This is a genomic window from Rhodococcus pseudokoreensis, assembly GCF_017068395.1.
Taxonomy (GTDB): Bacteria; Actinomycetota; Actinomycetes; order Mycobacteriales; family Mycobacteriaceae; genus Rhodococcus_F; species Rhodococcus_F pseudokoreensis.
In genome coordinates, this window is sequence record NZ_CP070619.1 from 2,778,754 (window position 1) to 2,792,492 (window position 13,739).

12 protein-coding genes are annotated in these 13,739 nt (G+C 68.6%); 5 read left to right on the plus strand and 7 right to left on the minus strand.

The window, feature by feature from the left end; translation table 11 throughout:
* Positions 1–47 precede the first annotated feature (47 nt).
* From JWS13_RS17900 to JWS13_RS17910, 3 genes are all read right to left on the minus strand, one after another.
* Positions 48–752: a DUF2334 domain-containing protein gene (locus JWS13_RS17900; RefSeq protein WP_206006825.1), complete on the minus strand. Its 705-nt coding sequence runs from the start codon at positions 750–752 to the stop codon at positions 48–50.
* 97 nt (positions 753–849) lie between these two features.
* Entirely contained in the window at positions 850–1,344 is a 495-nt protein-coding gene (locus JWS13_RS17905; protein ID WP_206006826.1) for a glutathione peroxidase, read from the minus strand.
* A gap of 82 nt (positions 1,345–1,426) precedes the next feature.
* Positions 1,427–2,812: a cation:dicarboxylate symporter family transporter gene (locus JWS13_RS17910; RefSeq protein ID WP_206006827.1), complete on the minus strand. Its 1,386-nt coding sequence runs from the start codon at positions 2,810–2,812 to the stop codon at positions 1,427–1,429.
* A gap of 161 nt (positions 2,813–2,973) precedes the next feature.
* On the opposite strand from JWS13_RS17910, the gene JWS13_RS17915 reads away from it, so the two are divergent.
* The 3 genes from JWS13_RS17915 (at position 2,974) to JWS13_RS17925 (ending at position 5,535) form a co-directional block, all read left to right on the plus strand.
* On the plus strand, positions 2,974–4,539 hold the full coding sequence (locus JWS13_RS17915; RefSeq protein ID WP_206006828.1) for a sensor histidine kinase: 1,566 nt from the start codon (positions 2,974–2,976) through the stop codon (positions 4,537–4,539).
* Complete coding sequence (locus JWS13_RS17920; protein WP_015888664.1) at positions 4,536–5,225, plus strand: response regulator; 690 nt, start codon at positions 4,536–4,538, stop codon at positions 5,223–5,225. The genes JWS13_RS17915 and JWS13_RS17920 overlap by 4 nt, the downstream gene beginning before the upstream one ends.
* Before the next feature lie 130 nt (positions 5,226–5,355).
* The gene (locus tag JWS13_RS17925; RefSeq protein ID WP_206006829.1) at positions 5,356–5,535 is read left to right on the plus strand and encodes a hypothetical protein; all 180 of its coding nucleotides are present in this window, start codon (positions 5,356–5,358) and stop codon (positions 5,533–5,535) included.
* Positions 5,536–5,636: 101 nt separating this feature from the next.
* On the opposite strand, the gene JWS13_RS17930 is transcribed toward JWS13_RS17925, so the two are convergent.
* Positions 5,637–7,766: a S9 family peptidase gene (locus tag JWS13_RS17930; RefSeq protein ID WP_206006830.1), complete on the minus strand. Its 2,130-nt coding sequence runs from the start codon at positions 7,764–7,766 to the stop codon at positions 5,637–5,639.
* 3 nt (positions 7,767–7,769) lie between these two features.
* The gene (locus JWS13_RS17935; RefSeq protein ID WP_206006831.1) at positions 7,770–8,654 is read right to left on the minus strand and encodes a phosphoribosylaminoimidazolesuccinocarboxamide synthase; all 885 of its coding nucleotides are present in this window, start codon (positions 8,652–8,654) and stop codon (positions 7,770–7,772) included.
* Positions 8,655–8,816: 162 nt separating this feature from the next.
* On the opposite strand from JWS13_RS17935, the gene JWS13_RS17940 reads away from it, so the two are divergent.
* Both JWS13_RS17940 and JWS13_RS17945 read left to right on the plus strand, forming a co-directional pair.
* On the plus strand, positions 8,817–10,265 hold the full coding sequence (locus JWS13_RS17940; protein ID WP_206006832.1) for an MDR family MFS transporter: 1,449 nt from the start codon (positions 8,817–8,819) through the stop codon (positions 10,263–10,265).
* 10 nt (positions 10,266–10,275) lie between these two features.
* Positions 10,276–11,310: a D-2-hydroxyacid dehydrogenase gene (locus JWS13_RS17945; protein ID WP_206006833.1), complete on the plus strand. Its 1,035-nt coding sequence runs from the start codon at positions 10,276–10,278 to the stop codon at positions 11,308–11,310.
* 22 nt (positions 11,311–11,332) lie between these two features.
* On the opposite strand, the gene JWS13_RS17950 is transcribed toward JWS13_RS17945, so the two are convergent.
* Positions 11,333–12,676 (minus strand): diacylglycerol/lipid kinase family protein, encoded by a 1,344-nt coding sequence (locus JWS13_RS17950; protein ID WP_206006834.1) that lies wholly within the window; start codon positions 12,674–12,676, stop codon positions 11,333–11,335.
* Between the two features lie 33 nt (positions 12,677–12,709).
* Complete coding sequence (locus JWS13_RS17955) at positions 12,710–13,645, minus strand: LysR family transcriptional regulator (RefSeq protein ID WP_206006835.1); 936 nt, start codon at positions 13,643–13,645, stop codon at positions 12,710–12,712.
* Positions 13,646–13,739 lie beyond the last annotated feature (94 nt).

The window sequence follows — 13,739 nt, forward strand, 5'->3', positions numbered from 1 at the left end:
CCCCGTGAGTACTTGTTAACCGCCGGCGGTTAACAAGTACTCACGGGTCAGGCGGCACCGATCTGCGAAATCCGCCGCTCCCAGCGGTACACGTCGGGCCGTGCGTCGTGGAAGAGCGCGAGGTCGACGGCGTCGAGCATCGCCTGCCGCGGACCCGACGTGCCCAACTGCTTGGCGGTGACGGCGAGGCGCACCACGCCCCCGCGTTTGGCGGTGCGGCCGGAGCCGAGGACAAGGGCCCGGCACCACCACGGTTCGGCGCGGAATCCCTCCCCGATCCCCAGTACCCGCGACCGCACCGACGTCCCGCGGTCGAGGTCGTGGACGGCGGTCATCCCGGCGAGCAGCCGGAACCCGGCGGACGGCAGTGCCGTCACGGCGCCCTGCGACGCCAGCCAGCGGGGCGGGGCGAACAGCCTGGTGCGCAGCCCGGTCTGCTCCATCACCCGGTCGGCCGCGAGCAGTCGCAGCCGCGCCTCGTGCTCGGGCAGCGCGGCGAACTCGGCCCGGCGGCGCTTGGTGGCGGCCTGGTCGTATCCGTGCAGGACGACGGCGTCGCCGCGGGATCGGCGCGCGCGGAGCCAGTCCTGCGTCGCGGGGTCGTTGACCAGTCGATACTTGTCTTTCAGGCGTGGGGCGACGAGCAGCGACAGCGGCACGCCGCGCGCATCCATCTCCTCGGCGAACGCGGCCGCGAAGTCGCGCGTCTCGTCCTTGATCCCCGACACCGACACGATCAGCTGTCCGGTCATGGCACCAGCGTGACAGGTGAACGTGAACACAGGGCAAAGCTCGTGCGCCTTTCCGGTAGTGGGAGCTACCGGAAAGGCGCACGAGCGGCGGAGCCGCCTACTTCGGCAGGACGGCCTCGATGGCCTCGACGACCTCGGGGGCGTCGGGTTCGGTGCGGGGACGGAACCGCTTGACGACGGTGCCGTCGGGTGCGACGAGGAACTTCTCGAAGTTCCACTGGATGTCGCCGGCGGCGCCTTCGGCGTCGGTGGCCTTGGTCAGTTCCTCGTAGAGCGGGTGCCGGTTGTCGCCGTTCACCTCGATCTTCTCGAGCAGTGGGAACGTGACGCCGTAGGTGGTGGAGCAGAAGGTTTCGATCTCTTCGGCGGTGCCGGGTTCTTGACCCATGAACTGGTTGCACGGGACGCCGATCACGGTCAGGCCGCGGTCGGCGTAGTCGGTGGCGAGCTTCTCGAGGCCCTTGTACTGCGGGGTGAGTCCACACTTCGAGGCGACGTTCACCACGAGGACGGCGCGGCCGTCGTATTCGCCGAGGGACGTCGGCGCGCCGCCGAGTGTGTTGATGCCGATGTTCTGAACAGGAGTCGTCATGCGCACCAACGTAGCCAACAAACGTCTGTGCGCCCAGGCTTCGAATCGCCCGGGCGCACAGAGGTTTCCTTTCGGAGGGGTGTCAGCTCTTCACGAGTACCTTCTGCTCGCCGCCGGCAGGGCTCTCGGTGACCTGCTCTTCGGCGACGTCGCCGTGGCCGTCGTCGACCATCGTGGACTCGTCGAACGGGAGCTTGCCGTCGAGGACGGTGCGGACGCGCTCGTTGTCGATCGTGTTGGTCCAGGAACCGACGAGCAGGGTGGCGACGGCGTTACCGGAGAAGTTCGTGACCGCGCGGGCCTCGGACATGAACCGGTCGATACCGACGATGAGGCCGACGCCGTCGAGCAGTTCGGGACGGTGGCTCTGCAGGCCGCCCGCGAGGGTGGCGAGCCCGGCGCCGCTGACTCCGGCAGCACCCTTGGACGCGATGATCATGAACACCAGCAGCGACAGCTGCTCGGGGAAGGACAGCGGCTGGCCCATCGCGTCGGCGATGAAGATCGAGGCCATGGTCAGGTAGATCGCGGTGCCGTCGAGGTTGAACGAGTAGCCGGTGGGGACGACGACACCGACGGTGGTGCGCTCGACGCCGACGTGCTCCATCTTGGCGATCAGGCGGGGCAGGGCCGACTCGGACGAGGAGGTGGCGAAGATCAGCAGGTACTCACGGGCCAGGTACCGGACCAGCTTGAAGATCGAAACGCCTGCAACGACGCGGAGCACGGATCCGAGGACACCGAACACGAAGATCAAGCAGGTCAGGTAAAAGCCGAGCATGAGGGTGGCGAGCTGGACGACGGCGCCGAGACCGGTCTGGCCGACGACGTTCGCGATGGCACCGAACGCACCGATCGGGGCGAGCCACAGGATCATCGACAGGATCTTGAAGACGAGCTTCTGGACGGAGCCGACAGCGCGGAGGATCGGTTCACCCTGCTTGCCGAGGGCCTGCAGCCCGAAGCCGACGAGCAGCGCGACGAACAGGGTCTGCAGCACGCTTCCCTCGGTCAGCGCCGACATCAGCGACGTGGGGATGATCGACTGGAGGAAGTCCATGGTGCCGCCGGCGCCGTGGGCATTCTCGGCGAGCGCCGCGCCGGTGCTCGCGGTGTCGGCGCTGATGTTCAGGCCGGTCCCCGGGTCGAGCAGGTTGCCCACGACCAGGCCGATGCCGAGGGCGACGGTCGACATGCCGATGAAGTAGGTGAGGGCGAGTCCGCCGACCTTGCCGACCTTCGCGGCGGCCTTCACCGATCCGATGCCGAGCACGATCGTGCAGAAGATGACCGGGCTGATCATCATCTTGATCAGGTCGACGAACATCGTGCCGAGCACGCCGAGCGACTTGCCGACTCCCGGAGCCAGCCACCCCACGAGGATGCCCGCGACGACGGCGACGATGACCCCCATGTACAACCAGTGGGTCCGGTCGCGTTTCTTCGTCTTCCCTGTCGCAGTACTCATGGGATTGTCCTCCAATTCGAGTGGCAAGCTGATCGGTGAGGCCGGCTAGTGACCGCGATCACGTCTTGGAAGAATCTTCTAAGCGATCGCTTGGCTGGTGAAGTTTGTGTTCATTACGTTCAGGAGAAAATGCATTGCCTCACCACCCGCCGAGACGGCCCATGAGCGTCGCGAGGCAGCTCTTTCTCCTCCAGCTCGTGGTGTTGGTGCTGGTCATCGCGGCCGGGACGGCACTGGCCATCGTCGACCAGCGTCGCGACAGCGACGAGACCACCCGGCGGGCCGTCACCGCTGTCGCCACCACGCTCGCGCTGTCGGACGGCACCGTGGAGGCGTTGCGCTCCCCCGACCCGACGGCGGTGCTCCAGCCGCAGACCGAGCGGATCCGCGCCGCGACGGGCACCGATTTCATCGTCGTGATGACCCCCGCCGGCATCCGGTTCACGCACACCAACCCGGAGCTGATCGGCGGCGTGTTCTCCGGGAACATCGAGCGTGCGCTCCGCGGGGAGACGTTCACCGAGACGTACGCCGGTTCGCTGGGACCTTCGATCCGGGCCGTGACGCCGGTGTACGACGGCGACCGGATCGCGGGCCTGGTGTCCGTCGGCGTCACCCGGGCGAAGATCGGCGACCAGTTCGCCGCGAGCCTGCCGACCATCTTCGCGGTCGCCGCGATCGGTCTGGCGGTGTCGGCGGCCGGTTCGTTCCTGCTGAGCAGGCGCTTGCGTCGTCAGACGCTGGGGATGGCGCCGGACGAGCTGCGGCAGATGTACGAGCACCACGACGCCGTCCTGCACTCGATCGGCGAGGGTCTGGTGGTCCTCGGCCGCGACAGCGGTGACACGGCGCGGGCCGAGGTGGTCAACGACGAGGCGCGCCGGCTCCTCGGCCTCCCGGAGGGCCCCGTCCCGGTGGCCGCGCTGCCGGAGTCGCTGCGGCAGTCGCAGGAGGGCGATTCCCGGGACGAGGTGCACGTGACCGCGGACCGCGTGCTGCTGGTCAGCCGGGAACCCGTGACGTGGGAGGGGCAGCGGCTCGGCACGGTGCTGACCCTGCGCGATCGCACCGAATTGCAAAGCATCATGGGCGAACTCGACTCCGTCCGCGGTTTCGCGGAGTCGCTGCGGTCGCAGGCCCACGAATCGGCGAACCGCCTGCACACGATCATCACGATGGTCGAACTGGGCCGTTACGACGACGCGATCGCGTTCGCCACCGAGGATCTGCGGTTGTCGCAGGAGCTGATCGACCGCCTGATGGCGGCGGTGCACGAACCGGCGCTGGCCGCACTGCTGCTCGGCAAGGTGGGGGTGGCCGCGGAGCGGGGAGTCGACCTCACCGTCACCGAGGACACCGCCCTCGGGCCCGTGGCGCCGCTCAGTGCGCGTGAACTCGTCACGCTGGTGGGTAATCTCGTGGACAATGCGATCGACGCCGCCCGCGGCGCGGCAGGATCCCCCGGAGAGGATGCGTGGGTGGAAGTGACGGTCCGTCAGCAGGATTCGACGATGGTGGTGCAGGTGGCCGACAGCGGGCCCGGCATTCCCGCCGACGAACTCGACAAGGCGGTCACGCGCGGCTATTCCACCAAGTCGGGTCAGCGCGGACTGGGGCTGGCGCTGGTCGCGCAGGTGGTGGCCCGGCACGGCGGGACGATCCGCACGGAGCCGTCGCTCGGATCGATGATCGTCGTCGAGATCCCGATCGAAGGGGCCGCCTCGTGATCCGGGTGATGATCGTCGAGGACGAACCGCTCATCGCCGAGGCGCATCGCGCGTATGTGGAACGCGTTCCGGGCTTTTCGGTCCACACCGTCGTTCACGACGGCAGCGGGGCCATGCGCGCGGTCGCCGCCGCGAACGCCGGCGACGACCCCATCGATCTGGTGCTGCTCGACATCGGCCTGCCGGACGCGAGCGGACTCGACGTCGCCGCGGCGTTGAGCGGCGTGCGACCGAGTCCCGACGTGATCGCCGTGACCTCGGCCCGCGACCTCGAGATGGTCCGCACCGCCGTGGCGCGCGGGATCGCGCTGTATCTCCTGAAACCGTTCACGTTCGCGGCGTTCCGCGACAAACTGGAGCGGTACCGGGAATTCCGCGACGCGCTGCCCGCCGGCAGCAACGCGCTGAGTCAGCACGACATCGACCGGGCCATGTCTGCCCTCCGCACCTCCGACGAGCGCGCGGCGTCCCCGAAAGGCGTTGCACCCCAGACCCTCGATCACGTCGCGGCCTGCGTCCGCGAGGCCGCCGGACCGCTGACGGCGGCCGAGGTGGCGGCAGGCATCGGGGTCTCCCGGGTCACGGCCTGGCGGTATCTCGAACGGCTCGCCGACGACGGTGTGCTCACCCGGCACACCGAGTACGGCCGGGCGGGGCGGCCCCAGGTCCGGTACGCGCTGCGCTGACCCTTTAACGAACCCGATAACTGTTGCCAAGACCATCAGTTCACGCGAGAGGTTGTGACCTGCATCACATCGGTGGACGATTGAGGGGAGTCACCTCCGGCTCGTCGTCACTCAGTCAAGGACCGTCACAATGTCTAGCAGAATTGCCACCACACTCGGCGCGATCGCATTGACCCTGTCACTCGGCGCTCTCGCTGCCCCCGCAGCCGTCGCCGCACCCGCCGCCCCGTCACCGACACCGGCAGTCGGTTCCGTCGCGGTCTGCCTCAACCTGCCCCTGGGGTCGGCCAGCATCAGCTTCTGCATCTGAGTCCGGCGAGACGGAAAGTCCACTGACAAGCCGACTTCCGCCTCGCCCGCCGACGCGAACCACACGCCGAGGTCGGAACCCCGGCGCGGGTGGCGCAGTACCTAGTTGCCGATCGTGTCGAGCACCCAGGCGAATTCGAACGCTACTTCCTTCCACTTCTCGTAGCGTCCGCTGACGCCGCCGTGCCCGGCGCTCATCTCCGTCTTGAGGAGAAGTGGCGAGTCACCGGTCTTGGTGGCCCGCAGTTTGGCGACCCACTTCGCCGGTTCGACGTACAGCACCCTGGTGTCGTTGATGCTGGTGATCGCCAGGATCGCCGGGTAGTCCTTGGCCTCGACGTTCTCGTACGGACTGTACGAGCGCATGTATTCGTAGACCTCTGCGTTCTCCAGCGGGTTGCCCCACTCGTCCCATTCGATGACCGTCAGCGGCAGCGAGGGGTCGAGGATCGACGTCAGCGGGTCCACGAAGGGCACGTTGGCGAGGATGCCGGCGAACAGCTCGGGAGCCAGGTTGGCCACCGCACCCATCAGCAGGCCGCCCGCGCTGCCGCCGTCGGCGACCAACTGCTGCGGTGTGGTGCGTCCGGTGTCGATCAAATGCCGTGCGCTCGAGACGAAATCGGTGAAGGTGTTCTTCTTCGTGAGCGTCTTGCCGGTCTCGTACCAGTGCCTGCCCATCTCGCCGCCGCCGCGCACGTGCGCGACCACGAACACCACGCCGCGGTCGAGCAGCGACAGCCGGGCGACCGAGAACGCGGGGTCCATGCTGGCCTCGTACGAGCCGTACCCGTAGAGGAGCGTCGGGGCGGGCGCCTCGGTGCCGTCCGTCTTGCGCCGGACGATCGAGAGCGGGATGCGCGTCCCGTCGTCGGCGACCGCCCAGTCGCGTTGCTGCTCGTAGTTGTCTGCGTCGAAGTCGCCGAGCACGGGCTGCGACTTGCGCAGCGCGAGTTCACCCGTCGACAGCACGTAGTCGAACACCTGGCCGGGCGTGATGAACGACGTGAACGCCATCCGCAGTGTCGGCTGCCGCCATTCCGGGTTGGCGCCGAGCCCGACGCTGAACAGTTCCTCGTCGAATTCGATCTCCGTGAACTCGCCGTAGCCGTTCTCGCCGAGCGGCCAGACGGCGAGCCGGGTCAACGCCTCCCGGCGGTACCCGAGCACCAGGTGATCGGCGAACGCGTCGACCTCCTCCAACCGCACGTCGGAGCGGTGCGGGATGAGGATGGTCAGCGACGTCGGGTCGGACACCGGCGCCTCGGCGAGCACGAAGTTCTCGGCCTTCTCACCGTCGACGACGTCGTTGTGCATGATCAGGAAGCGGTCTTCGCCGGCGACGACGGCGTGTTCGACGCCGTACTCGACGCCCTCGCGCCGCGGCAGCACCACCCGGAAGTCGCCCTCGGGATTCTCCGATTCGAGCACCCAGCCTTCGCTGGTGATCTTCGACCCCACCCAGATCATGAGGTACTTCTCGCTTCGGGTGGACCCGACCGACACCCAGAACCGCTCGTCGGGTTCGTAGAACACAGTGACGTCCTGCGCGCGGTCGGTGCCGAGCTTGTGCCGCCACACGGTGTCGGGACGCCAGGAGTCGTCGACGGTGAGATAGAAGACGTGGCTGTGGTCGATCGCCCAGGTGACGCCGGGGGCGGTGTCGGGGATCTCGTCGGGCAGCAGGTCCCCGGTCTCGAGGTTCTTGAACCGCAGCGTGTAGCGCTCGTCGCCGACCACGTCGACCGAGTACGCGAGGAGCGTGCCGTCGTGGCTGAGGGAGAAGGCGCCGACGGAGAAGAAGTCGTGGCCCTCGGCCTCGGCATTGCCGTCGAGCAGAACCTGCTCACCGGGCAGTTCGACGCCCGGGGTCAGTTCCGGCGGGGTCCAGTCGTCGGCGCCCGCGATCGGAGCCCGGCACTGGACGCCGTACTGCTTGCCCTCGATGGTGCGGGCGTAGTACCACCAGTCGCCCATGCGGGTGGGAACCGACATGTCGGTTTCCTGCGTGCGGGACTTGATCTCCTGGAAGATCTGGTCGCGGAGCGGCGCGAGATGCGCGGTCTGCTGCTCGGTGTACGCGTTCTCGGACTCGAGGTACGCGACGACCTCGGCGTCCTCCTTGGCGCGCAGCCACTCGTACTCGTCGACGAACGTGTGACCGTGGTGGACACGTTCGCTGGCGACCTTCTTCGCGACCGGCGGGGTGAGCTTCGCGCCTTCGGTGGTCATGGTTCAGCCCACCCAGTCCGCGAACGACAGACCCGAGATCCGCTCGTACGCCTCGATGTACCGCGCACGGGTCGCCTCCACGATCTCCGCGGGCAGCGGCGGCGGCGGGGTGTCGGATGCCCGGTCCCAGCCCGATTCGGGGCCGGTGAGCCAGTTGCGGACGAACTGCTTGTCGAAGCTCGGCTGCACCTTCCCGGCCTCGTAGCCGTCGGCGGGCCAGTACCGCGACGAGTCGGGGGTGAGGACCTCGTCGGCGAGAATCAGGTTGTTCTGCGCGTCCAGTCCGAATTCGAGTTTGGTGTCGGCGAGGATGATGCCCCGGTCCGCGGCGAAGTTGGAGGCCCGGCCGTAGACGTCGAGGGTGTCGTCGCGCAGCTTCACGGCCAGATCCTGACCGACCTTCTCGACCACGGCCTCGAAGCTGATGTTCTCGTCGTGCTCGCCGAGTTCGGCCTTGCTGGCGGGCGTGAAGATCGGGTCGGGAAGCTGACTCGCCTCCACCAGGCCCTCGGGCAGGGCGACTCCGCAGACCGCGCCGGTCTCGTTGTAGTCGATCAGCCCCGAGCCGGTGAGGTAGCCGCGGGCGACGCATTCGACGGGGACCATGTTCAGCTTCCGGACCACCAGCGCGCGGCCGAGGACCTCTTCGGGGATCCGGCTGTCGTCGGCTTCGCCGGCCAGGTGGTTGTTGCCGCCGAGGACGCCGAAGAAGAAGACGCTCATCGCGGTGAGCACCCGCCCCTTGTCCGGGATCGGGGTGCTGAGGACGTGGTCGTAGGCGGAGATCCGGTCGCTCGCGACCAACAGGAGGTGCTCGTCGTCGATCGTGTAGAGGTCGCGGACCTTGCCACCGGCCAGATGGGCGTATGAATCGAGTGAGGGGCGCACGGTGATCCAGCCTATCGGTCGGGCACCGACCGCCGGCCGCTGACCTTCGAGCTGGGGAGACCGCGCAGCCACCCACGCAACGGCCGCGGAACAGATTGCCGCCCGGTGTCGTTACCGTTGTTCAGGAACTCTTGTGAGCGCGGTAACGGGAAAAGGTGGCTAATGGCGACGGACACGGCCCAGGTGGACGTCGGATTCCGTTCGGAACGCGGACCGATTCTCGTGTCGCTGATGCTCACGACGTCGCTGGTCGCGCTCGACGCGACCATCATCTCCACCGCGGTGTTCACCATCGTCGGGGATCTCGGCGGGTTCACACAGTTCCCGTGGCTGTTTTCGATCTACCTGCTCACCCAGGCCGTGTCGGTGCCGATCTACGGCAAACTGGCCGACATCTTCGGCCGGAAACCGGTGATGCTCCTCGGCATCGCCCTGTTCGGCGTCGGCTCGGTGCTGTGCGGGGTCGCGTGGAGCATGCCCGCGCTCATCGCGTTCCGCGCGGTACAGGGACTCGGCGCCGGAGCGGTTCAGCCGATGAGCATGACCATCGCCGGCGACATCTACACCCTCGCCGAACGCGCCAAGGCCCAGGGCTACCTGGCCAGCGTGTGGGGAATGTCGGCGGTGGTCGGCCCGACCCTCGGCGGCCTGTTCTCCGAGTACCTGTCGTGGCGGTGGATCTTCTTCGTCAACATTCCCCTGTGCCTGCTCGCGGCCGTGATGCTGATCCGCAACTTCGACGAGAAGCGGGTGCGCACCCGGCGGTCCGTCGACTACGCCGGCGCCGGCATCCTGGCGGTCGGGGCGACGCTGCTCATCCTGGGACTCCTCGAAGGCGGGCAGGCCTGGGCGTGGAGTTCACCGGTCAGCCTCGGAATCTTCGCCGCGGGATTCGTGTTCCTCATCGCCTTCGTTCTCGTGGAACGACGCGCCGCCGAACCGGTGCTGCCGCTGTGGGTGTTCACCCGCAGGGTTCTCGCGGCGAGCAGCCTTGTCTCCCTGCTGGTCGGGGCCATCGTCCTCGGCCTGACCACTTACGTCCCCACGTTCGCCCAGGGCGTGCTCGGGACGGGCGCACTCGTGGCCGGGTTCGCGCTGGCCACGCTGACCATCGGCTGGCCGATCGCCGCGTCGCAGTCCGGTCGGGTGTACCTGCGTTTCGGCTTCCGTGTCACCGCCACCGCGGGCAGCCTGCTGGTCGTCGCGGGCACCGCACTCACCCTGGCCCTGTCCATCGAGTCGGCGGTGTGGCAGGTGGCGATCTGCTGCTTCGTCATCGGCGGCGGCATGGGTCTCGTCGCGAGCCCCACCCTCATCGCCGCGCAGTCGAGCGTCGACTGGTCGGAACGCGGCGTCGTCACCTCGACCAACATGTTCGCCCGGTCCATCGGCAGCGCCGTGGGCGTCGCCCTGTTCGGCGCGCTCGTCAACGCGCGACTCGGCGGCGACGACAGCCCCGCGCCTGCCGAGCTGGCCGACGCCCTGCACCTGGTGTTCCTGGCCGCTCTCGGCGCGGCCGTCGTTCTCGTCCTCGCGGCGGCGGCGATGCCGAAATCCGCCTCCACACCGGACGTCGAGCCGAGCGCACCGGCGTCCGATCGTCAGCACTGAAGGAGACACCGTGCCCGACAAGTGCGTCGACGTGCTCGTCGCGTCGTATCTCGAGCAAGACCTGGTCGAGCGGATCGCGGACAGCGACCCACGGATCCGGGTGTCGTACGCCCCCGAGCTGCTCCCCCGGCCGCGGTGGCACAGCGATCACGTCGGGGTGCCGCGCGAACTGACGGCCGACGAGCACGACCGGTGGACGTCGATGCTGCGGACCGCCGACATCATGTTCGACTTCGACTGGCGCCACCCCGAACGCACCCTCGAACAGTCGCCGAATCTGCAATGGATTCAGGCGACGTCCGCGGGCGCTGGACAGCTGATCGAGAGGTTCGGGCTGTCGCAGGCCCCGCTGACGGTGACGACCGCCGCGGGCGTCCACGCCGACCCGCTGGCGGAGTTCGCGCTCGCAGGCATCCTCCACTTCGCGCGCGGACTGCCCCGGCTCATCGCGGACCGGCGCGACCGGACGTGGCGCAAACACGCGACGACCGAACTCGCGGGACGGCACGCGCTGATCGTGGGCGCAGGCAAGATCGGCTCGCGCACGGCGGAACTGCTCCGCTGCTTCGCCGTCACCGCCACCGGCGTCGCCCGCACCCCGCGACCTGCCGGCGGGCCCTTCGACGTCATGACCACGACCGACCGGATCGGCGAGCATCTACCCACAGCAGACATTCTCGTCATCTCCTGCGCCCTCACCGAGCAGACGCGGGGCCTGATCGGACGCCGCGAACTCGCCGCCCTCCCCGACGGGGCATTGGTCGTCAACCTCGGGCGGGGGCCGATCATCGACGAAGACGCTCTCGCGGAAGCCTTGTCGACGGGCCGCCTGGGCGGGGCGGTCCTGGACGTCACGTCCACCGAACCGCTGCGGGACGATTCGCCGCTGTGGACGGCCGACAACGTCATCCTCAGCCCGCACAGCGCATCCAACGTGCCGTCGGAGAACGGGAAGATCGTCGATCTGTTCGTCGAGAATCTCGGACGCTACCTGTCGGGTGACGCCGCCCCGATCAACGAGTTCGACTTCGACGCGGGTTACTGACGGTCGCCCGACCGGTACCGCGTCATTCAGAACCCGCGCCCCCGAATGCCAGTCGGCGGAGCCGGACCCAATCGACCGGCCGGGTCGGCGGGCGGACACCGGGACGGTTGCGTGGAACCCGCACCCGCAGCGCCCCGGGAGTGACGGTGCACCGGACCGGTGTCGGGATCACGAGGGCTTCGCCGTCGATCCCGGCGGGAATCGTGGGCCCGTCGGCGTCGATGACGACCTCGCGACCGGAATGCTGGATCAGCCCCTCCTGGCGCGCACGACGAAGCAGAGCCACGGCCTGCCGCGTGCTGCTCACCGAGAGCGCCACCACGCCGAGGGCGCCGCGGTCGAGTCGTGGCCTGCGCCCGAGACCGGCCAGATCGTGGATCTCGTACGGCCCGTTGCTCACCAGAACGGCCTGGGGTCCCTCGACCGTCTTGTTCCCGAAACGGGCGAGCAGGCGCGCGCCGCGCTGCCCCTCGATGAGGTCGGGGAGCATCCGCAGGGTCGTTCCGGTCTTGTCGTCCCGATAGGCGGGGCTCTGCACCACCTCGGCGTAGGCGCCGAACGAGGCGTTGTTGACGAAGGTCCGTTCCCCGACCTTGCCGAGGTCGATGCGCAGTTCGATTCCGTCCGTCAGCGCGTCGAGGCAGCGCGACGGATCCTCGCGGTCCAGTCCGAGATCCAACGCGAAGTGGTTGCGGGTGCCCGCGCTGATCACCAGGAACGGCAGGTCGTGCTCGGCGGCGATGCCGGCGACGAGCGCCTGCGTGCCGTCGCCGCCTGCCACGCCGAGCAGGTCGGCGCCGCGTGCCACCGCGTCCCGGGCCAGCGCTTCGACATCGACCGTCCCCGGTCCTTCGAGCAGGGCCACCTCGGCGCCGAGTGCCTCGGCACGATTCTTCAGATCGAACTTCCCGACCTTCCCGCCACCGGAGTGCGGATTCATCACCAGGAAGGCACGTTTCGGCGGCACGGCCGGATGCTCGGGCATCACCCAGTCCGAGCGATCCCGGCCGAGGGCGGCGCGGGCGCAGACGACGGCGAGCGCGGCGAGCGCCACGGCGACCAGCACCACCCACAGCAGACGGGCGCTGACGAGCAGCCAGATCACGACGATCGGAGTCAGAATCAGCACCGCCAGCGAGATCCAGCGGAGCGCGCCGCGGCTCGTGAGGAACCAGAACAGCGCCGCGACCTCCACCACGGCGGCGCCGACGGCCACGATCAGCAGCGTCAGGGTGTGCAACCCGGCGAACACCAGCAGCACGGCAACCGAGGCGAAGATCGCCAGGAAGGCGGCCCGGGCCAGCCAACGCCGGCGCCCGCTCGCAGAATCCGCAGATCCTGCCGAGTCCCTCTCGTGGAGTGCCATTGCCACCACCTCGCCATTTCCGGGCGTCCCCGTTCAGTATCCATCACCGGTGTGCTCCGCCGCGGGCACTTCCCACGCAGAGGGTGTTCGCGCCGCGTACTTGCGCGCCTCGTCCATGAGCGTCCGCGCGGGTGGCGTGAGGTGGGTCTGCCGGCAGACGGCGGCGACGTGGAGGTAGGACTCGGGGACGATGCGGTGCACGGTGGCGCCGGCCTGCCGAGCCGACGGCGCCCAGGACGACGGCATGACGGCCTGGCCGAATCCGCTGAGCACCATCGGCAGGATCGACGTGCGGTGCGCGACCTCGGCGACGATGGTGGCCGCGACGCCGCTGGCGAGCACCTCGTCGACGAGGGTCCGCATCAACGACCCCCGCTGCGACACGATCAACCGGAATCCGGACAGTTCCGATCTCCGAATCTCCGGGCGCTCCGGCGTTTCGGCGCCCGGACCGGAGAGGAGGATCAGCGGCTGGCTTTCCAAAGCGACGACGTCGAGTTCGGGGGCCCGCACCGCGGCGGGGGAACCGAGGATCCCGACCTCGCAGACGCCGGTGCGGACGGCGTGCAGAACCTCCTCGGGTGTGAACGCCGCCTCGGCGTTGACGGTGACGGACGGATAGGTGCGGCTGAAACTGGTGAGGATCGTGGTGAGGGGTTCGATCCCGGGTGACGGCATCGTGATCAGGTCGACGCGGCCGGCGCGCAGCCCTTTCAGCGCATCGACGGACGCCTTCGCGTCCTCGAGGTCGCGCAGCACCACCCGGGCCGGGCCGACGAGTGTTTCGCCGGCGTCGCTGAGTACCAGCCTGCGCCCGACGCGGTGGAACAGCGGCACCCCGAGTTCCCGTTCGAGCGCGGATATCGACTGCGACAGCGAGGGCTGCGCGATCAGCAGTGTTTCCGCCGCCCGGTTGATGCCACCCTGATCGACCACCGCCAGGAAGTACCGCAACTGCCGTGCGTCCATCGGCTCACCTCGTTTTCGTTCACCTCGCGCCGGACCACTGCCCGGGGCACTCACTCTACCTGCGGAAACACCCCTCGATTAGGTGAAACCTATA